Raw genomic sequence first — 18,299 nt, 5'->3', positions numbered from 1 at the left:
CGCGGTTACGAGCGCGTGGCGAGCTCCGCGTCCAGCGCCGACCGCATGACCTCCCGCGGCGCGGGCAACCCGGTGAACTGCTCGACCTGACCGAAAGCCTGGTGCAGCAACATGTCCAGCCCGGTGGCCAGCCGCGTCCCGGCCTCCTCCACCGCCACGGCGACCGGCGTGGGCCACGGGTGGTAGATCACGTCCAGCACGTGGGGCGCCCGCGCGATCGCGGACGCCAACGGCACGGTCGCGTCAGCAGGGACCGTGGACACGAGGACGTCCGACGCGGCGGCCAGCTCACCGAGGTCCACAGAGGACAAAGCCAGCACCTCGACGGAAACCCCGACCCGCCCAGCCGTGGCAACAGCCTCAGCGGCACGCGAAGGGTCCCGCACCACGAGGGAGACCGAGGAGATCCCCAGGGCGGCGAACCCGGCCAGCACGGCCGTGGCCGTGCCACCCGCTCCGATCACCACGCCACGTGAGCCGCCGGAGAAACCCTTCTCCCGCAACGCTCCCACCACACCGTCCACATCGGTGCAGTCGGCGTGCCATCCGGAGTCCGTGCGCACCAGCGTGTTCGCCGCACCGACCGCCGTGGCCCGCGCGGTCACCGACGAAGCGACGGCCAGCGCCGCGCGCTTCGTCGGCATGGTGCACGAAAGCCCTGCCCACTCCGGGCCCAACGAAGCGACCAGAGAGGCGACGTCGGCCTCCGCGCACTCCAGCCGCGTGTACTCCCAGTCGAGCCCGAGCGCGGCGTACGCGGCGTTGTGCAGCACGGGAGACAGGGAGTGCTCGATCGGCGAACCGATCACCGCCGCCTTGCGCACTAGTAGACGCCCTCGTTCCTGGACTTCTCGTCGATCACCTTGTGCTCGTCGTAGGTGTTGGAGAAGCACGACGTGCCGTCTTTCTGGCACTTCACGAAGTACATGATGCTGCCGCCCTCCGGCTTGATCGCGGCCGCGATCGCCTGCTGTGAGGGCGAGCCGATCGGGGTCGGCGTCAGGCCGGGAGACTTGTACGTGTTGTACGGGCTCTGGCTGGCGCGGTTCGCGTCCGACGTGCGGATGTGCGGCTGGTCCAGCAGGTAGTTCACCGTCGAGTCGAACTGCAGCGCCATCGGCTCCTTCAGGCGGTTGTAGATCACCTGGGAGACCTTGGCGAAGTCCTTCTCGATGGCTTCCTTCTCGATCAGCGACGCCATGATCAGGATCTCGTACGGGCGGAAGCCCGTGTTCACGGTGCCACCGGGGATGCCCGCGCCCTGCAGCTTCTGGGCGGAGGAGACGATGACGCCGCGGATCAGCTCGACCGCCGACACGCCCGGCTTGACCTGGTAGACGCCGCGCATGATCAGGCCTTCGAGGCGGTACCGGGGTTCGGCCTTCTTGACGTCGGCCAGTGCCCACTCCGGCACGCCGAGCGCGACCGGGTCGGTCTGCTCCGCGGCGGCGCGGATCTCGTCGACGGTCAGGCACTTCTTCTGGCCGTCCTTCTCCGTGCAGCTCGCGTCGGCGAGCAGAGAGTAGACGCCCTTGACGACCTTGTCGCCCACCTTGATGTCGGTGAGCTTGGTCCCGCCGATGATCTGGACGGCGGGCACCCTGGTCTTCGGGTCGACCATGCGGGCCACGGCCTGCTGGCCCGACATCTTCGTCTTCATCAGGTAGAAGCCGGGCTGGATCGACGTCACGCGGGTGTCCTTCTTGCCCGCCTCGGTGAAGGCGCGGCCCGAGGCCACCACACCGTTGTCGTACAGGCTCGACGCGATCTGGCTGACGACCTCGCCGTCCTTGACCTCGACGATGACGTCGGCCTCGCCGCTGCCCGTGTAGTCGTCGTAGGAGCCGATGCCGCGCAGCTCCTTGTAGCCGTAGTAGGCACCGCCCATGCCGACGGCGAGGATGAGCGCGACGACGAGCCACAGGATCGTCTTCTTGCGCTTCTTCGCCTTGGTGCGGGCGCTGTTGTCCCGTCCGCGCTCACGCTTGAGCGGGCGCCGTTCGTCCACGTCGGGGTCGGTGAACAACCCGAGATCGTCGCTCACACCTCGTCCTTTCGGGCGGTCGCAGTGCGTGCCCGTGCGTCCAGCCAAGACTGCAGGATCTCGACAGCGGCAGCCTGGTCGACCACGGCACGCTGCTTCTTGCCCTTCACACCGCGCTGCGCCAGCACGCGGCTCACCACGACCGTCGTCAGCCGCTCGTCGCTCAGCCGGACCGGCACAGGAGCGACGCGTCCGGCCAAGGCGGCAGCGTACGCGGTCGCCGCCTGGGCTGCCGGGCCGTGCCGCCCCGCGAGTGTCCTGGGCAGGCCGACCACGACCTCGACCACGTCATGCTCGGCCACGAGACGTACGAGCTCGGTGAGGTCCGAGCCGCGCTTCTCGTCACGCTGCAGGGTAACCAGCGGAGTCGCCAGAAACGCCGACGGATCGCTGAGTGATACACCCACGCGGACCGATCCGACGTCGACGCCGAGCCTCCGTCCGAGGCCCGGGTCGTCGACACCAGGAACGTCAGCGCTGTTCAAGCACCTTGTCCAGTTCGTTCGTGAGAGCCGTGATGGCGTCCTGCACGCCGGCGGGGTTCGTGCCGCCGCCCTGGGCCAGGTCCGGCTTGCCGCCGCCGCGGGCGGCGATGGCCGGGCCGAACACCGGGACCAGCTTGCCGGCGGCCAGGCCCAGGTCACGGGCGGCGGCCGTGGTGGCGACCACGAAGCTCACCTTGTCGCCGTCGACCGAGAACAGGGCCACCACACCGGGCTTGTTGCCCAGGCGGTTGCGGACCTCGCCACCGAGCGTGCGCAGGTCGTTGCCCGACACGCCCTCCAGGCCGAGGGCCACCAGCGACAGTCCGCGCACGTCGAGGGCCTTGTCGGCGAGCGACCCGGCGTTGCCGAGCAGCTGGGCGGCGCGAACCTTCTCCAGCTCCTTCTCGGCGGTCTTCAGGCGCTCGACCAGCGACTCGATCCGCTCGGGCAGGCCGTCGGAGCCGACCTTCAGCATGTCGGAGAGGTTCTGCACGATGGCGCGTTCCTTGGCCAGGAACCGCATGGCCTCGATGCCGACGTAGGCCTCGAGACGACGCACGCCGGAACCGACCGAGGACTCACCCAGCAGGGTGATCGGGCCGATCTGCGACGAGTGCTCGACGTGCGTGCCACCGCACAGCTCGCGCGACCACGGGCCACCGATCTCGATGACGCGCACGGTCTCGTCGTAGGTCTCGCCGAACAGGGCGACGGCACCCATCTCCTGGGCACCGGCCATGTCGGTGTAGACGATGCTGACGGGCAGGTCCTTGCGCACGGCGAGGTTCGAGACCTCTTCGATCTCGCTGCGGGCCTCGTTCGACAGACCACCGGTCCAGGCGAAGTCGAGCCGCAGGTAACCGGGCTTGTTGTACGAACCGCTCTGCAGGGCCGACGGGCCGAGCACCTGGCGCAGGGCGGCGTGCACGACGTGCGTGCCCGAGTGGCCCTGGCGGGCACCGATGCGCCACTCAGGGTCGACGCGGGCCTCGACGTGCTCGCCCTCGCTGATCTCGCCGTTCACGACGCGCACCTGGTGCACCCACAGCTTGCGGGCGACCTTCTGCACGTCGAGCACCTCGAGCTCGGCGCTGCCCGTCACGATCGTGCCGGCGTCGGACTCCTGGCCACCGGACTCGGCGTAGAGCGGCGTGCGGTCGAGGACGACCTCGACGATGTCGCCCTCCTTGGCCGACTTGATCCGCTGACCGTTCAGCACGATGCCGCGCAGCGTGGCCTCGGAGGCGAGCTCGGTGTAGCCGGTGAACTCGGTCGGGCCCTGCTCGAGCAGCTCGCGGTACACGGTCTGGTCGCCGTGGCCGGTCTTCTTGCCGGCGGCGTCGGCCTTGGCGCGGGCGCGCTGCTCGGCCATCAGCTTGCGGAAGCCGTCCTCGTCCACCGACAGACCGGCCTCGGAGGCCATCTCCAGCGTGAGGTCGATCGGGAAGCCGTAGGTGTCGTGCAGCTGGAAGGCGCGGTCACCGGGAAGCGTGGCGCGGCCGTCGGCCTTCACCTCGGCGGCGGCGTTCTCGAAGATCCGCGAACCGGCGTCGAGCGTGCGCAGGAACGTGTCCTCCTCGGCCTTGAGCACCTGCTGGATGCGGGCGAACCCGCTGACCAGCTCGGGGTAGGCCGGGCCCATGGCGTCGCGGACGACCTCGGCGAACTGCACCAGCACCGGCTCGGTCACGCCCAGCAGGCGGGCGGAGCGGACGATGCGGCGCAGCAGGCGGCGCAGCACGTAGCCGCGGGCCTCGTTGCCGGGGGTGACACCGTCGCCGACCAGCATGACGCCGGAACGAGCGTGGTCGGCGATCACGCGAAAACGGACGTCGTCCTTCTCGTCGGCACCGTACTTGCGGCCGGACAGCTCTTCGGCCTTGTTGATGACCGCACGGACCAGGTCGGTCTCGTAGACGTTGTCGACGCCCTGCAGCAGGTAGGCGACGCGCTCGACGCCCATGCCGGTGTCGATGTTCTTGGCGGGCAGGGACCCGATCGGCTTGTGGCCCTCCTTGGGGCTCAGCTCGCCGCGGACGTCCTGCATGAAGACCAGGTTCCAGATCTCCAGGTAGCGGTCCTCGTCGACGACGGGGCCGCCCTCCTTGCCGTACTCGGGGCCGCGGTCGAAGTAGATCTCCGAGCAGGGGCCACCGGGACCGGGCACGCCCATGTCCCAGTAGTTGTCCTTGCCGTCACGGCGCTGGATGCGCTCGGTCGGCAGCCCGGCGACCTTCTGCCACAGCTCGATGGCCTCGTCGTCGTCCTGGTAGACGGTGACCCAGATGCGCTCGGGGTCGAAGCCGTAGCCGCCGGCGTCCTGCGAGCCGGTGACCAGCTCCCAGGCGAGCCTGATGGCGTCTTCCTTGAAGTAGTCGCCGATCGAGAAGTTGCCGGCCATCTGGAAGAACGTGAGGTGGCGCGTGGTCTTGCCGACCTCGTCGATGTCCGGCGTGCGCACGCACTTCTGGATGCTCGTCATCCGCACGGCGGGCGGCGGGGCCTCGCCGAGGAAGTACGGCTTGAACGGCACCATGCCGGCGTTGACGAACAGCAGGTTCGGGTCGTCGAGCAGCAGCGAGGAGGACGGGATGTACTTGTGCCCGTTGCGCTCGAAGTGCTCGCGGAAACGCTTGATGATCTCGTGGGTCTGCACGGGAAGTCCTCGTTTGTTGCTGGGGTTGTCAGGGGATGCCCCAAAAGGGCATGCAGCCGAGGCGAACGGTGCTAGTGCTTTCCGTTCGCCCTGGGCGCTCGACGCCCCGGCGTGAAGCCCGTCTGACGTTCCACGGTCTCCTGCAACTCCTGTTCCCGTTCGGCCATGCCCGCGCGCACCTCGGCCCCGAAGGAACCGATGGCGCCGGCGAGCTCACGCAGGCCTTCACCCACGTTAGCGCCGATACCGGCGGGAGTCGCCTGCTTTGTGACCTCGGCGGCCTTCTTAGCGACGAAGAGACCGGCGGCGGCGCCCAGCCCGAACCAGAAGAGACGGCTCATTTCGCACCTCGCCTCGTACGGCGCTTGCTGTGCTTGTTCGGCTGCTCGGCGGCCTTGCGGCGGGCCTTCACGGCCTTGCTCACGCCGTAGGACAGCGCGGCGGCCTTGACCAGCGGCCCGCCGAGCGTGGCGGTGAAGAGGCTGGTGAGCGCGGAGACGTTGCCGGTGACGGCGCGCGCGTTGGCCGTGATGCCGTCGACGCGCTCCAGCTGCGTGTTCACGTGCGTCAGCGTCGTGTTGGCGCCGGCGAACAACGGATCGCTGCCGTCAGCCGCCTTCTCCATCGCGATCGCGGCCTTGTCGAAGAACCGCGCTGCCTTGATCCCCACGATCAGCACCACGAGCGCGACCAGCACGAACGCTCCGGCGCCGACCCACGCGGCGATCTCCCCTGGCGACACGGATCCTCCTGGTGACCGGCGTTGTGGCTTGATTGCCGGTGAGATTACCGGGTGGGTCCGACACCCAAATGAGCGGCACGGCAGTTGATCATCAGTAGTTGATCTTCAGCGGCCGGTCGCGCCGTCGAGCTGCTCCCGGATGATGTCCGCGTGGCCCGCGTGCCGGGCGGTCTCGGTGGTCATGTGGGCGAGGATCCAGCGCAGCGAGTGCCGCACGCCGTCCGGAAGCGGGATCGCCATCGGCGCCTCGGGATCACCGGCGGCCTCGATGGCCCGGTCGCTGTCCGCGGCGGCCGCGAGATAGTCCGCGATCACCTCGCCCGAGCTCATCCCCGCGGGCACCGCCATGTCCAGCTCGTCCTCTTCGGACCAGTGGGCGCCACCGAGGTGGTGGTCGAACCAGAAGCGCTCAGCCTCCATGAGGTGCTGGATCAGCCCCAGGATCGACGTGCCGCTGTCCACCATCGGCCTGCGCAGCTGGTCCTCGGTCAGCCCTTCCGCCTTCTTGAGCACGCAGTGGCGCTGGAACTTCAGAAAGGCGTGCGCGACGTCGAGCTCACCCGTGTCGACGCGCGGCACCGGTTCGCGCTGAGTCTCGGCCATGACACGAACCTACGCCGCGGGCCAAACGAATTCGGGCCGCTTCATTGACTCGGCCGGTCACCGCCTGTGAAATACCCGTCACACAGGGCTTGACACCGGCACGCCCGCACAGTGAAGTAAGGCAACCCTTAGTTGACCGTGCAGGAGGCCACGTGAAGCCGGTGTCGCACCTGGACTCCTACCGCAAGCACGCCACCGCGGGCGCCCCGCCGATCCCGGTGCTCACGGACCCGTGGGAGGCGCGCGTCGCCCGCTCGGACGGCTACGACCTGCACCTCGTCCACCGCTGGAACCAGGCACCGCACGTGGCGGCGTTCTCGCGGCGCGCCTGGTCGTTGCCCCGGTGGGAGGAACGGCTGCGGACGCACCTGGAGGGCGACGACGTCCGCCCGTTGCTGATCAGCTGGCACGGGCGCCCGGTGATCTACGCGGAGGTCTGCCGCGCGGCACGGGACGCCGTCGCCGAGTGCTACCGGGCCCGGCCGCACGACCTCGGGCTGCACCTGGCCGTCGGCGAGCTGGCGATGACCGACCGCGGGCTGGTGCGGTCGCTGCTCCCCCGGCTCACCGACGCGCTGTTCGAGGCCGACCCGCACTGCACGCGGATCGTGCTTGAACCGGACGTGCGCAACAAGCGGGCCATCAGGTCGTTCGAGGCCGGCGGGTTCATGGCCGCTGACGAGATCATGCTGCCGAACAAGCTGGCCCTGCTGATGGTGTGTCTTCGCTAGTTGGTGTGGCCCGGAACGTTGCCGGGGGAATTCGCGGTCAGACCGCCGCGAGGTGCCCTGCTGAGCGTGAATCACCTCGCCAACGGTCCGGGACGCGCCACTAGAACGCGGTGATGTCCTGCGGTGCGCGCTCTTTGCGGCTGAACGCGCGCACGAGGTCCACGGCCCTGTGGCGGTTGAGCGACATGCGGGTCAGCAGGTCGATCACGGTCTCGTTGACGTGGCGCGGGAACTCCGGGGTGTCGAGGCCGACGCTCACCGCGAGGTCGTCGGAGTGCACGACGAACTCCATCAGCCGGCTCACGAGGTACTCGTCGAGCGGCACCGCCCACGGGCCCCAGTGCGGCATGCGGACCGGGCGGTTGTCCTGGCCCGGCAACGTCTTCTCGAGCTCGCCGAGCGTCTGCTCGAACCGGTCGCAGACCGCGTCCCGGCCCTCCGCCGCGATCTTCTCGCCACCCGCGCGGATGCGGGTGTGGAAGTCCGAGTCGACTTCCAGCTCGGTCCAGTTCGCTCGCGCGTAGTGCTCCATCAACGAGACCACCGGCTCGTCGCCGACCGGTGAGGAGATCATCGACGGGAGCGGCAGGACCTGGTAGCCGATGTGGCCGACGAGGCCGCTGACACCGAACTCGGGCAGGGCGCTCGGCTTGTCCCAGTTCTCGCTCACCCGCTGGTGGCGCATGAGCTCCAGCGCGATGCGTGCGGTGGCGAGGAAGTCCTCTCTGATCGTCACTTCGCCGAACCTACGCGAATTCTGGCTGGAGCAAAGGGAATTACGGCGTCGCTCACGTCCTCGTCGTCCTCGGGACGGCGAGGTGGCTGCGGCGGACGGGAAACCAGAATCATCGTTGCCCCCGGTGGTCGTGCGGTCACTCAACGCGATCGTCAGCGTACTCGGCGCAGGTCAGCCGGCGGCAACCACCTCGATCTCGACCAGCCAGTCGCTGACGAGGGTGGTGGCGACGATCGCGGTGGTCGGCACGGGCCTGCCGCCGAGCGCCCGCACGCGTGCGGCGGCGTTGGCCTCCGCGTACGACGCGTCACGCAGGTAGCTGGTGAGGCGGACGATGTTGTCGACCGTCATGCCCGCCGAGGCGAGGATCGTGCGGATGTTGGACCAGATCAGGTCGAGCTGCTCGGCGAGGCCGGCACCGGGCTTCCCGGACGGGTCGAGCCCCATGGTGCCCGCGACGAACAGCAACCGTTCGGCACCACGGACTTCCATGGCGTGCACGTAGTCGTCGGTCGCCGGGTAGACGCCGTCGGCGGGGTTGTGCGGCACGAGTTCCATGTGGTGATCATGCGACATGACCTCAACCGAAATACGGGACACGGTGCCCGGCGACATCGTGGCGATACGCACCCGCAAGCAGCTCCGCTTCCGGACCGCCACGCAGATCACCAGGGCGTGACCAGGGGCCTGGCGGTCGTGGCGGAGGCACAGGGCAGGACGCCATCCACGAGCTGCACCTGCACCCGGACTTCCGCGGCCGCGGAAGCGCACCGCGCCTGATCGACGCCCTCATCGCGCAGATGGACATCTACAAGGTCCACATCGAACAGTTCGCCGCCAGCGTGCGCGAGGGCGTTCTACGAGCGCGAAGGCTCCGCGGTCGAGAGCCGTCACTCGCCCCTGATCACCCGGCGCAACCGGGGCAGCCGCTCGGCCACCGCGCGTTCGGCACCGCGGCCCGTCGGCTCGTAGTAGTCGCGGCCCACCAGGTCGTCCGGCGCGTACTGCTGCGTCAGCACGCCCTCCGGGACGTCGTGCGGGTAGCGATATCCCTGCGCGTTCCCCAGTTTCGCCGCACCCGCGTAGTGCCCGTCGCGCAGATGTGGTGGCACCGCGCCGATAGCGCCCTTGCGCACATCCGACATGGCGGCGTTGATGGCAGTGGTGACCGCGTTCGACTTCGGTGCGGTCGCCAGGTGGATCGTGGCCTGCGCGAGGTTCAGCGCGCACTCGGGCAACCCGATGAGCTGCACGGCCTGGGCGGCCGCGACGCACGTCTGCAACGCGGTCGGGTCCGCCATGCCGATGTCCTCGCTCGCGTGGATCACCAGCCGCCGCGCGATGAACCTCGGGTCCTCCCCCGCCTCGATCATGCGGGCCAGGTAGTGCAGGGCGGCGTCCACGTCCGAGCCGCGGATGGACTTGATGAAGGCGGACGTGACGTCGTAGTGCTGGTCGCCGTCGCGGTCGTAGCGCACCGCCGCCTTGTCCACAGTGGACTCCAGCAGCTCCAGCGTGATCACGCCGTTGTTCGACGCCGCCGCAGAGTCCGCCGCGGCTTCCAGCGCCGTCAGCGAACGACGCGCGTCCCCGCCCGCGAGCCGCACCAGGTGGTCCTCGGCGTCCGGCTCCACCACCACCGAGCCGCCCAGCCCGCGTTCGTCCGACACCGCGCGGCGGATCACCGCGCGCACGTGGTCGTCGGTCAACGACTTGAGCTGCAGCACCAGCGAACGCGACAGCAACGGCGACACGACGGAGAAGAACGGGTTCTCCGTGGTGGCCGCGACGAGCAGCACGATCCGGTCCTCGACCGCGCCCAGCAACGCGTCCTGCTGGGTCTTGGAGAACCGGTGCACCTCGTCGATGAACAGCACGGTGGACTCACCGGACCGCACGAGCCGCCGCCGGGCCTCGTCGATGACGGCCCGCACCTCCTTGACGCCCGCAGACAGCGCGGAGAGGGCCACGAACCGGCGCCCGGTCGCCTTCGACACCAGCGTCGCGAGCGTCGTCTTGCCCGTGCCGGGAGGCCCGTAGAGCATCACGGACGCCGGCGTGGCGCCCTCCACCAGGCGGCGCAGCGGCGCGCCGGGGCCGAGCAGGTGGTCCTGGCCGACGACCTCGTCCAATGTGGCCGGACGCATCCGCACGGCCAGCGGGGCGTTGGCCGCGATGCGCTCGGCCTTCTCCTCGTCGGTCGCACCGAAGAGGCCCTCGTCGAACAGACCTTCGCTCATGCGTTCGAGGGTAGCGCCTGCTTCAGGGGTCCACGTTCGCGACAGCCGGCGCAGCTCCCGTCGCACGAGACCTGTAAGGCAGGCGCTTGTCGTGTGCGAAGATTGCGTTCCGTGCCCATCCCCCGCGCAGTGCTCCTCGCAGGCCCCTCCGGCTCCGGCAAGTCGACCCTCGCCGCACATCTCGGCTGGCCCGTGCTGCGCCTGGACGACTTCTACCGCGACGGCGACGACCCGCTGCTCCCCCGTGACGAGCACGGCCGCGCGGACTGGGACGCGGAGGGCTCCTGGAACGCGGACAAGGCGCTGCAGGCGGTCGTCGAGCTCTCGAACACCGGCAAGACGGAGGCGCCGGTCTACTCGATCAGCGAGGACCGCGCGGTCGGCACGCAGACGATCGAGCTGGGCGACGCGCCCGCGTTCATCGCCGAGGGCCTGTTCGCCGATCTCCTGGTCCAGGGCGCGAAAGACGCGGGCGTGCTCAAGGACGCCGTGGTGCTCGCCCCGAGCGCCGCCGTCACGTTCGCCCGCAGGTTCGCAAGGGACGTGGCGGAGGCCCGCAAGCCGGTTCCGACGCTGATCAGGCGGGGTCTGCGGCTGATGCGGGAACAGCCGCAGGTGGTCCGCAGGTGCGTCGGCGCGGGCATGCGGCGGACGACGCCGGGCAGGGCGAGGGCCGAACTGGCCGTGTGAGACCGCAGGTCACGGGTACCCGGAGCGAAAGCCGCAAGGCAGAGGAGCTTCGGTGCGCAGAGACCTCGTGGTCGTCGGCGCCTCCGCGGGAGGTGTCGAAGCTTTGCGACTCCTGGTCGCCGCACTGCCGAGAGATCTGCCGGCGGCGGTGGTCGTGGTACTGCACATGCCCGCGGGCGGCTCATCGGCGCTGTCCTCGATCCTGGCTCGCAGCGGCCCGCTCCCCGCGGTGACCGCGGAGGACGGCCTGGAACTGCGCAACGCGCGGATCCACGTCGCCCGCCCCGACCACCACGTGCTGGTGCAGGACGGCGTCCTGCGCCTGTCCAAAGGCCCCACGGAGAACGGGCACCGGCCCGCCGTGAACACGTTGTTCCGCTCGGCCGCGCTCGCGAAGGGGCCTGCGGCGATCGGCGTGATCCTGTCGGGCGCGCTCGACGACGGCACCGCCGGCATGGCCGCGATCAAGAGCCGGGGCGGCGTCACGGTGGTGCAGGACCCCGAGGACGCCGTCTACCCCGGTATGCCGCTGCATTGCGCACCCTCGATGAAAAGGCTTCGCTGGCGCGCCGCATGGTGGACGTCTCCAAGAACGCCGGGCGCGGGCTGGTCGCCGAGCGGTACGTCAGGCAGGAAGAAGAAGCGCTGGCGGCGGCAGAGGTGCTCCGGAAGCATCTGCTGCGAGGCGAGGTGCGCGAGGAGACGGGCACATGAAGATCAAAACGGAGAATCTCGCGGGTGTCGTGGTCGCGACCCCCGAGGGCCGCCTGGACCTCGCCTCCTACGTCTCACTGCGCGACGGGATCCTGAAAGTGGCGGCGGACGCACCCCTCGCCCTCGTCATCCGTCTCGGCGCGGGCTTCGAGGCTCCGAGCAGGACGATGCTGTCGGTGTTCACCACGGTGTGCATGAAGGTCTCGCAGTGGCCGGACATCCCGGTGGTGATCCTGGCCGAGACCCGAGAACACCGCGATGAGCTGTGCACCAGCGGCGTCACCAGGTTCGTGCGCACGGCGCCAGACCTGGAGGGGGCACTCAAAGCCGTGGAACAGCCACCACAGCGCAGGTTCCGCCGCATCCCACTGCCCTGCTCACCGACCGCACCGACCATGGCCCGCGCGGCCGTCAGGGAAGCCTGCGAGCTGTGGGGCCTCGGCCGGCTCACCGACGACGCGGTGCTGGTGGTGAGTGAGCTGGTCGAGAACGCGGTCCGGCACGCGCGCTCGGAGTCGGTGCTGAGGGTCGAGCTGCGTCCCACCGGACTGTCGCTCGCTGTGCGCGACAACGACCCGGCGCCACCGCTGCTGGAGTCACCGGGTCCGGACGTGCCGGGGCATCGAGGCGTGCTGCTGGTGAGCCGGATCAGCGTCGCGTGGGGCTGGGCGCCGTCATCCGACGGGGGCAAGATCGTGTGGGCGGTGCTCGGCCTGCACAGAGGCGAGTAGGTTCTCCAGGTGTGAGTGACGGCCAGCCGACCCACGACGAGGACTTCGAAGAGGTACTGCAGTACCTCAAGGAGTCGCGCGGTTTCGACTTCACCGGGTACAAGCGCACCAGCCTGATACGGCGGGTGCGGCACCGCATGAGCCAGATCGGCGTGGACGACTACGGCGACTACATCGACCAGCTGCAGGTCAACGCGGACGAGTTCAGCGTCCTGTTCAACACCATCCTGATCAACGTCACGGCGTTCTTCCGCGACGCGGAAGCGTGGGAGTACCTGCGCGAGGAGGTCATCCCCACGTTGCTCGCCGAACGCGGGCCGGACGACCCGATCCGGGTGTGGAGCGCGGGCTGCGCCTCCGGCGAGGAGGCCTACAGCCTCGCGATCGCGCTGGCGGAGGCGATGGGTCCCGAGCGGTTCCGGCAGCAGGTCAAGATCTACGCCACCGACGTCGACGACGAGGCGCTCACCCACGCCCGGCACGCGAGCTACGTCGAACGGGACCTGCAGTCCCTGCCTCCCGAGCTCGCCGCCAAGTACTTCGAGCAGCAGAACGGGCGCTACAGCTTCCGCAAGGACCTGCGCCGCTCGGTCATCTTCGGCCGCAACGACCTGGTGCAGGACGCGCCGATCTCACGGATCGACCTGCTGGTGTGCCGCAACACGCTCATGTACTTCAACCAGGAGACGCAGTCCAAGATCCTCGGCCGGTTCCACTTCGCGCTGATGCCCAAGGGCGTGCTGTTCCTGGGCAAGGCAGAGATGCTGCTCAGTCACAGCCGCATCTTCGACCCCATCGACCTCAAGCGGCGCATCTTCCGCAAGGCGGCCAGCGGTATGGGCACTCCGGCCCATTTCGTTTCGCACGCGATGGTGCACGATCGCAGGGTGGACCTGCGCGGCATCGACGAACTGCGTGAACACGCCTTCTCCGCGAGCCCTGTCGCACAGATCGTGGTGACGGCGGACGACGTCGTCGCGCTCATCAACCGGCAGGTGGAGAACACGTTCGGGCTCTCCGCGAAGGACATCGGCCGCCCGTTGCGCGACGTCGACATCTCCTACCGCCCGGTCGAGCTGCGCGGCTACATCGAGCAGGCGCGCCTGGAACGCAAGTCGCTGCGCATCAAGGACGTCGAGTGGTTGCGTGGTCCCGGCGAGGCGATGTGGTTCGAGGTGCACGTCAACCCGCTCGTCGGCCTCGACAACACCATCCTCGGCGTCTCGGTCGTCTTCCACGACGTCACCGCCGCGCGCCGGCTGCTGGAAGACCTCGAACACGCCAACCGGCAGCTGGAATCCGCCTACGAGGAACTTCAGTCGACCAACGAGGAGCTGGAGACCACGAACGAGGAGTTGCAGTCGACGGTGGAGGAGCTCGAGACCACCAACGAGGAACTCCAGTCGACCAACGAAGAGCTCGAGACGATGAACGAGGAGCTGCAGTCGACCAACGACGAGCTCCAGACCATCAACGAAGCCCTGCGCGAACGCACCACCGAACTGGACCGGGTCAACGAGTTCCTGGAGTCGATACTGACCTCGCTGCGGGCCGGGGTGATCGTGCTCGACGTGCAGATGCGGGTGCTGGCGTGGAACCGCGGCGCAGAGGAGCTGTGGGGCATGCGGCGCGACGAGGCCGAGGGCGAGCACCTGCTCAACCTCGACATCGGGCTGCCGGTGGCCGACCTGCGCCCGGTGGTGCGGTCGGCGCTCAGCGACGGCATGTTCCTGGAGGAGGTCAAGCTCAGCGCGGTGAACCGGCGTGGCCGCGAGGTACTCATCCGGGTGGTGTGCAGCTCGCTGCGGGCCAACGGCGGCGAACCTGACGGCGCGATCCTCGTGATGGAGCAACAGGAGGACTAACCGACCGCGCCCTCCCCGCGCAGGAAGTACCCGGTGAGGCCGCTGACCTCGAACACCCGGCGCACGATGAACGAGCACTCGGCGAAGACGAGGTCGACCCGGCGGCGATCGCACTCGGCGCGCACCGAGAGCAACACCTCCAGGCCTGCCGCCCCCAGGTAGTCCACGCCGGACAGCTCGACCATGAGCACGGCGCGCGTGTGCGCGAGCTGCTCGTGCAGGAACGACTCGAACGCGGGCGCCGTCGCGAGGTCGATCTCGCCCGCCACCCGTACCACCGTCGAGGAACCGACGTGGTCGGCGGTCAGTTCGAGCGGCGACGACTCGTTCACGCGTCCCACCTTCCTGCCCTGTTGGCTACCACGCACGCCCACGCACCCAAACGCCGAATCGTGATCGGATCCCGCACGGGTCGCGCTGTGACGAGGGCACCGTTCTGGCAGGATGCCGCACACACGACGACCCGGGGGTAGCCGCGATGACCGAAACGCCCGGCTGGTCCTCACCCGACCAGCAACCGAACCAGCCGCAGCAGCCGCAGCAGCCGCCACAGCCGCCTCCTGGGCAGCCTCAGCCGGGCTACTACGCGCCGCCGCCACCCGGAGCGCAGCCGACGATCAAGCCGGGCGTGATCCCGCTGCGCCCGCTGGCCGTCGGCGAGATCGTCGACGGCGCCATCACGACGATGCGCCGGTACCCGAAGCTGATCATCGGCGCGGCCGCGGTCGTCGCGGCGGTCACGCAGATCGCCGGCCTGCTGGTGCAGCTGCCGTTCCTGGACGACCTCACCTCGGTGGCGACGCTCGACCCGAACACGATGACCCAGGAACAGGCGGTCGACCAGGTCACCGGCGCCCTCGCCGGCTTCCTCACCGGCACGCTGCTCAGCGTCGTGCTGCTGTTGTTCGGCACGGTGTTCCTGTCCGGCTTCATCACCGTGATCGTCGGCCACGCGGTGCTGGGCCGGCAGGTGACGTTCGCGCAGGCCTGGGAGGAGTTCAAGCCGCGCCTGCTGCCGTTGCTCGGCGCGACGCTGCTGTCCGGTCTCGTGATCACCGTCGGCCTGATCCTCTGCGTCGTGCCCGGCATCTGGCTGTGGGTGCTGTTCGCGCTCGTCACGCCCGCGCTGGTGCTGGAGCGCTGCGGTGTCGGCACGGCGTTCGGCCGCTCGAAGAACCTCGTCAACGGCGCGTGGTGGCGCACGTTCGGCATCCTGCTGCTCACCGTGGTGATCAGCTGGGTGATCAGCTGGATCATCAGCCTCCCGTTCGGCCTGCTGGGCGCGGCGACCACCGGCTTCAGCAGCGACCCGACGGCGGCGCTGAGCGCGGGCTCGCTGGTCCTGTCGACCATCGGCGCGATCATCGCGTCGACGATCACGCTGCCGTTCAGCTCCGCGGTGACCGTGCTGCTCTACGTCGACCGCCGGATGCGGGTCGAAGGCATGGACATCGAACTCCAGCGGGCCGCGGGACATGGCGGTATCTGACGTACCGGTAGATCTCGGCCGCGACGACGCCCGCGAGGCGGCCGCACGGGAGCTGAGCGACCCCGCGTACGTCTCGGACGACCCGAACCCGCTGGAACGCGCCCTCGACTGGGTGCTGGACCGGCTGGGCGAGCTGCTCGCCGGTGCGGCGGGCATGAACGGGATCACCGCGATCACGATCATCGTCGTGGTCGTGGTGATCATCGTGATCGTGATCAGGCTCCGGGCCGGCCGCACCACCCGCTCCGGGCGGACGCGTGGTGGTGAGGTGTTCGACGCCGTTCTGACCGCGGCCGAGCACCGTGCCGCCGCCGACCGTGCCGCGGCGGCGGGGAACCTGGCCGAGGCCGTGCGCGAGCGTTTCCGCGCTGTGGTGCGGGAACTGGAGCAACGCGGCGTGCTCGACCCGCGGGCCGGCCGCACGGTCGACGAGGTGGCGGTCGAGGCGGGGAGGGCACTTCCGGTGCTGGCGGACGACCTGCGCGGCGCGGCCGTGCAGTTCGACGACGTCTGGTACGGAGGCAGGCCCGCCACCGAGCAGGGGTACCGGCAGCTGGTCTCCGTCGACGACAGGGTGCGCGGATGACGGCGGTCTCCCCCGACGCCGGGCGGATCTGGACCGCCGCGCGCGGACCCGTGCTGATCGGCGTGATCATCCTGTTCGCGGCCGTCGTGATCACGTTGCTGCGCGGCGGCGGTGAGGGCGGTTCGCTCGACCCGCGCTCGTACCGGCCGGAGGGCAGTCACGCGGTCGCCGCACTGCTGGAGCAGAACGGTGTCCGCGTCGAGCTGACCGACAACGTGTCCTCTGTGGAGGGTGCGACGCTGTTCGTCACGCACCCGGACCTCATCGACCCGGAACGACTGTCGGAGCTGAGCCGCCGGGCCGCCGCCACGGTGCTGCTCGCCCCGGCGACCGAGGTCGGCAAGGTGGAGGTCGAGACGCGGCAACCGGGCTGCCCGCTGGCGTCGAAGGCGGGGCCGGCGACCACCGGCGGGTTCGTGTACGAGGGCGAACAACGGTGCTACGACTCGACGTTGGTGCGCACCGGCACGGTCACGACGATCGGGTTCGGCGCGATCTTCACCAACCGCGACCTCGACGAGGAGGGCAACGCGGCACTCGCGCTCGCGTTGCTGGGCCAGCACGACCGGCTGGTCTGGTACCTGCCGTCGGCCGCGGACCGCTCGCAGCAGAAGTCGTTCACGGACCTGATCCCGGACGGCTGGAAGTTCGCCGCGTGGCAGCTGGGGATCGCGGCCGTGGTGATCGCGCTGTGGCGGGCGCGCAGGCTGGGCCGGGTGGTGCCGGAACGGCTGCCGGTGGTGGTGCGCGCGGCCGAGACCGTGGAGGGCAGGGCGCGGCTGTACCGGCGCTCGCACGCGTCCGCGCACGCCGCCGCGGTACTGCGGCAGGCGGCCCGTGACCGGCTGACCCCGTTGCTGGGGCTGCCTCACGGTGAGGACCCCTCGGAGGAGATCGCGCGCAGGACATCGCGTTCCGCCGGTTCGGTGCGGACGCTGCTCTACGACGAAGTGCCGGTGGACGACCGGGGGCTGGTCGCGCTGGCTGACGAGCTCGATGCTCTGGAGAACGAGGTGCGCAAGGGATGACGGCAGTGGTCACCACCGAAGAGGCACGCACGGCGCTGGTGGCGTTGCGCACGGAGATCGGCAAGGCCGTGGTGGGCAACGACTCCGCCGTGACGTCGTTGATCCTCGCGTTGCTGTGCAAGGGACACGTCCTGCTGGAGGGTGTGCCGGGCGTCGCGAAGACGTTGCTGGTGCGGGCGATGGCCCGTGCGCTGGACCTGTCGACGACCCGTGTCCAGTTCACGCCGGACCTGATGCCGGGAGACCTGACCGGCTCGCTGGTCTACGACTCGCACAACGCGGCGTTCTCGTTCCGCGAAGGACCGGTCTTCACGAACCTGCTGCTCGCCGACGAGATCAACCGCACGCCGCCGAAGACGCAGTCCGCGCTGCTGGAGGCGATGGAGGAGCGGCAGGTGTCGGCGGACGGCAGGACGCGGCCGCTGCCGTCACCGTTCATCGTCGTCGCGACCCAGAACCCGGTGGAGTACGAGGGCACCTATCCGCTGCCGGAGGCGCAGCTGGACCGGTTCCTGCTGAAGGTGAACATGCCGATTCCGGAGCGCGACCACGAGATCGACGTGCTGACGCGGCACGCGTCCGGCTTCGACCCGCGCGATCTGTCGGGGCTGTCGCCGGTCGCGGGTGCGGCGCACCTGGAGGCGGGTTCGGCGGCCGTGCGCGCATTGACTGTGGCACCCGAGGTCATCGCCTACGTGGTCGACGTGTGCCGGGCGACGCGCCAGTCCCCCGCTGTCCGGCTGGGCGTTTCCCCGCGCGGGGCAACGGCTCTGCTGGCGGTGGCGCGGGCGTGGGCCTGGCTGTCCGGGCGCGACTACGTGACGCCGGACGACGTGAAGGCATTGGCCCGCCCTGCTCTGCGGCACCGGCTGGAGCTGCGTCCGGAGGCCGAGCTGGAGGGCGTGACGGCGGACGGCGTGCTGGACGGCGTGCTCGGCGCGGTCCCGGTGCCGCGCTGA

General features: G+C 69.7%; 20 protein-coding genes and 1 pseudogene. 10 read left to right on the top strand and 11 right to left on the bottom strand.

The genetic code is table 11. The annotated features are described in order from the left end of the window. Positions 1-5 precede the first annotated feature (5 nt). The 7 genes from C8D87_RS31550 to C8D87_RS31520 form a co-directional block, all read right to left on the bottom strand. The gene (locus C8D87_RS31550) at positions 6-824 is read right to left on the bottom strand and encodes a shikimate dehydrogenase (RefSeq protein ID WP_233440218.1); all 819 of its coding nucleotides are present in this window, start codon (positions 822-824) and stop codon (positions 6-8) included. Further along, the gene (gene mltG / locus C8D87_RS31545) at positions 824-2,044 is read right to left on the bottom strand and encodes an endolytic transglycosylase MltG (RefSeq protein ID WP_109641672.1); all 1,221 of its coding nucleotides are present in this window, start codon (positions 2,042-2,044) and stop codon (positions 824-826) included. The genes C8D87_RS31550 and mltG overlap by 1 nt, the downstream gene beginning before the upstream one ends. Further along, on the bottom strand, positions 2,041-2,529 hold the full coding sequence (gene ruvX / locus C8D87_RS31540) for a Holliday junction resolvase RuvX (RefSeq protein ID WP_109641673.1): 489 nt from the start codon (positions 2,527-2,529) through the stop codon (positions 2,041-2,043). Before ruvX ends, mltG begins: the two co-directional genes overlap by 4 nt. Next, positions 2,516-5,185: an alanine--tRNA ligase gene (alaS, locus tag C8D87_RS31535; protein ID WP_112229423.1), complete on the bottom strand. Its 2,670-nt coding sequence runs from the start codon at positions 5,183-5,185 to the stop codon at positions 2,516-2,518. Before alaS ends, ruvX begins: the two co-directional genes overlap by 14 nt. 71 nt (positions 5,186-5,256) lie before the next feature. Continuing rightward, positions 5,257-5,526 carry a hypothetical protein gene (locus C8D87_RS46280; RefSeq protein ID WP_030471638.1) on the bottom strand — a complete coding sequence of 90 codons (270 nt, stop codon included), beginning with the start codon at positions 5,524-5,526 and terminating at the stop codon, positions 5,257-5,259. After that, positions 5,523-5,927 (bottom strand): DUF948 domain-containing protein, encoded by a 405-nt coding sequence (locus C8D87_RS31525; protein ID WP_112229421.1) that lies wholly within the window; start codon positions 5,925-5,927, stop codon positions 5,523-5,525. The genes C8D87_RS46280 and C8D87_RS31525 overlap by 4 nt, the downstream gene beginning before the upstream one ends. A gap of 105 nt (positions 5,928-6,032) precedes the next feature. Next, the gene (locus C8D87_RS31520) at positions 6,033-6,530 is read right to left on the bottom strand and encodes a DinB family protein (RefSeq protein ID WP_112229420.1); all 498 of its coding nucleotides are present in this window, start codon (positions 6,528-6,530) and stop codon (positions 6,033-6,035) included. A 152-nt stretch (positions 6,531-6,682) separates the two neighbouring features. Here C8D87_RS31520 and C8D87_RS31515 point away from each other — a divergent pair, with 152 nt between their 5' ends. Beyond that, entirely contained in the window at positions 6,683-7,261 is a 579-nt protein-coding gene (locus C8D87_RS31515; protein ID WP_215732546.1) for a GNAT family N-acetyltransferase, read from the top strand. A gap of 100 nt (positions 7,262-7,361) precedes the next feature. Here the strand turns inward: C8D87_RS31515 and C8D87_RS31510 are convergent, their stop codons facing one another. From C8D87_RS31510 to C8D87_RS31500, 3 genes are all read right to left on the bottom strand, one after another. Next, on the bottom strand, positions 7,362-7,997 hold the full coding sequence (locus C8D87_RS31510; protein WP_233442390.1) for a maleylpyruvate isomerase N-terminal domain-containing protein: 636 nt from the start codon (positions 7,995-7,997) through the stop codon (positions 7,362-7,364). A gap of 171 nt (positions 7,998-8,168) precedes the next feature. Next, positions 8,169-8,555, bottom strand: coding sequence for a RidA family protein (locus C8D87_RS31505; RefSeq protein WP_112229419.1), 387 nt, complete (start codon positions 8,553-8,555; stop codon positions 8,169-8,171). A gap of 332 nt (positions 8,556-8,887) precedes the next feature. Further along, positions 8,888-10,237, bottom strand: coding sequence for a replication-associated recombination protein A (locus C8D87_RS31500; protein WP_112229418.1), 1,350 nt, complete (start codon positions 10,235-10,237; stop codon positions 8,888-8,890). Between the two features lie 111 nt (positions 10,238-10,348). Between C8D87_RS31500 and C8D87_RS31495 the strand changes: the two genes are divergently transcribed. The 5 genes and pseudogenes from C8D87_RS31495 (at position 10,349) to C8D87_RS31480 (ending at position 14,237) form a co-directional block, all read left to right on the top strand. After that, positions 10,349-10,927 carry a uridine kinase family protein gene (locus C8D87_RS31495; RefSeq protein ID WP_233442389.1) on the top strand — a complete coding sequence of 193 codons (579 nt, stop codon included), beginning with the start codon at positions 10,349-10,351 and terminating at the stop codon, positions 10,925-10,927. Positions 10,928-10,979: 52 nt separating this feature from the next. Further along, positions 10,980-11,456: pseudogene (locus C8D87_RS48090) on the top strand (chemotaxis protein CheB); the annotation flags it as partial. Positions 11,457-11,461: 5 nt separating this feature from the next. Then, entirely contained in the window at positions 11,462-11,641 is a 180-nt protein-coding gene (locus tag C8D87_RS48085; protein ID WP_233442422.1) for a hypothetical protein, read from the top strand. Then, entirely contained in the window at positions 11,638-12,372 is a 735-nt protein-coding gene (locus C8D87_RS31485) for an ATP-binding protein (protein ID WP_170166652.1), read from the top strand. Before C8D87_RS48085 ends, C8D87_RS31485 begins: the two co-directional genes overlap by 4 nt. Positions 12,373-12,383: 11 nt before the next feature. Beyond that, positions 12,384-14,237, top strand: coding sequence for a CheR family methyltransferase (locus C8D87_RS31480; RefSeq protein WP_112229414.1), 1,854 nt, complete (start codon positions 12,384-12,386; stop codon positions 14,235-14,237). On the opposite strand, the gene C8D87_RS46275 is transcribed toward C8D87_RS31480, so the two are convergent. Continuing rightward, positions 14,234-14,569, bottom strand: coding sequence for an STAS domain-containing protein (locus tag C8D87_RS46275; protein ID WP_170166651.1), 336 nt, complete (start codon positions 14,567-14,569; stop codon positions 14,234-14,236). The two genes, C8D87_RS31480 and C8D87_RS46275, sit on opposite strands and share 4 nt — an antisense overlap. Positions 14,570-14,715: 146 nt before the next feature. Here C8D87_RS46275 and C8D87_RS31470 point away from each other — a divergent pair, with 146 nt between their 5' ends. The 4 genes from C8D87_RS31470 to C8D87_RS31455 are packed head-to-tail and all read left to right on the top strand — an operon-like array spanning position 14,716 to position 18,299. Next, the gene (locus C8D87_RS31470; protein WP_233442388.1) at positions 14,716-15,726 is read left to right on the top strand and encodes a hypothetical protein; all 1,011 of its coding nucleotides are present in this window, start codon (positions 14,716-14,718) and stop codon (positions 15,724-15,726) included. Next, positions 15,713-16,312, top strand: coding sequence for a DUF4129 domain-containing protein (locus C8D87_RS31465; RefSeq protein ID WP_109641685.1), 600 nt, complete (start codon positions 15,713-15,715; stop codon positions 16,310-16,312). Before C8D87_RS31470 ends, C8D87_RS31465 begins: the two co-directional genes overlap by 14 nt. Next, positions 16,309-17,340 carry a DUF4350 domain-containing protein gene (locus C8D87_RS31460; protein WP_112229413.1) on the top strand — a complete coding sequence of 344 codons (1,032 nt, stop codon included), beginning with the start codon at positions 16,309-16,311 and terminating at the stop codon, positions 17,338-17,340. The genes C8D87_RS31465 and C8D87_RS31460 overlap by 4 nt, the downstream gene beginning before the upstream one ends. After that, positions 17,337-18,299 (top strand): AAA family ATPase, encoded by a 963-nt coding sequence (locus tag C8D87_RS31455; RefSeq protein WP_112229412.1) that lies wholly within the window; start codon positions 17,337-17,339, stop codon positions 18,297-18,299. The genes C8D87_RS31460 and C8D87_RS31455 overlap by 4 nt, the downstream gene beginning before the upstream one ends.

Origin of the sequence: Lentzea atacamensis, from assembly GCF_003269295.1 — a bacterium.
GTDB lineage: Bacteria > Actinomycetota > Actinomycetes > Mycobacteriales > Pseudonocardiaceae > Lentzea > Lentzea atacamensis.
The sequence above is the reverse complement of the archived record's forward strand: the minus strand, read 5'-3'. Positions and strand labels throughout refer to the sequence as shown.